Annotated in this window: 2 protein-coding genes; both read right to left on the reverse strand. The window is 43.2% G+C overall.

Features of this window, described 5'->3' with window-relative positions; all coding sequences use genetic code 11:
- On the reverse strand, nucleotides 1–181 hold a 181-nt coding region (locus tag ACFS7Z_RS27345), incomplete at its 3' end, for a winged helix-turn-helix domain-containing protein (RefSeq protein ID WP_377492706.1).
- 30 nt (nucleotides 182–211) lie between these two features.
- A partial coding sequence (locus tag ACFS7Z_RS27350; protein WP_377492709.1) for a transposase occupies nucleotides 212–672 on the reverse strand: 461 nt, incomplete at its 5' end.

Genomic DNA, 672 nt, shown 5'->3' on the forward strand with positions numbered 1-672 from the left:
TGCATTCTATCACATCCCAGTGTCCGCCTTTGTCGGGACCGATGCGTTTTATTCTGCCTTCTTTTTTGAGTTTTGCAATAGCTCTTTCTATGGTTCTTGAAGAACGATTAACGATATAAGCCAGCTCTTCCGCTGATATTTCGGGATTGTCTTTTATTAACCACAAAATGTTCTCCGACATTTTCTCCGACATTTTCTCCCTAGTGTCGTGTCAACCTTCAAGTGTCGGATAAAGTCGAGATAACTTTATCCGTGCATCCTCGGCTGTGAATTGCCAATTAACTTTCGCATTTTTGTTGTTTCTGAATTTCTGCCATGCCAGTACCTCTCTCCTTACAACCGCAATGTCATCGATTCTTCTTTTTAAACACTGCCCTGAGAGTACATTTAACTCAATCTCTGCCATATTCAACCAGCTCCCATGCTTCGGGGTGTACACAAATTCAAATCTGTCCATTATTGCCTTTGCCTTATCCGGCGGAAACATTTCATAGAGCGATCCGGGGACGTGTGTGTTCAGATTGTCCATCACCAGCGTTATTTTATTCGCTCTTTCGCGTTGATTTGCGATCTCTTCCAGAAAAAAAGCCCAGTCCCGCTTGGTCTTTCTTTCGGTGACCTTCACCATACGCTTTCCTGCTAATGGTTCACAGACGAGGAAAATATTACACA

The sequence above is a fragment of the Pontibacter toksunensis genome (assembly GCF_042686245.1).
Classification (GTDB): Bacteria; Bacteroidota; Bacteroidia; order Cytophagales; family Hymenobacteraceae; genus Pontibacter; species Pontibacter toksunensis.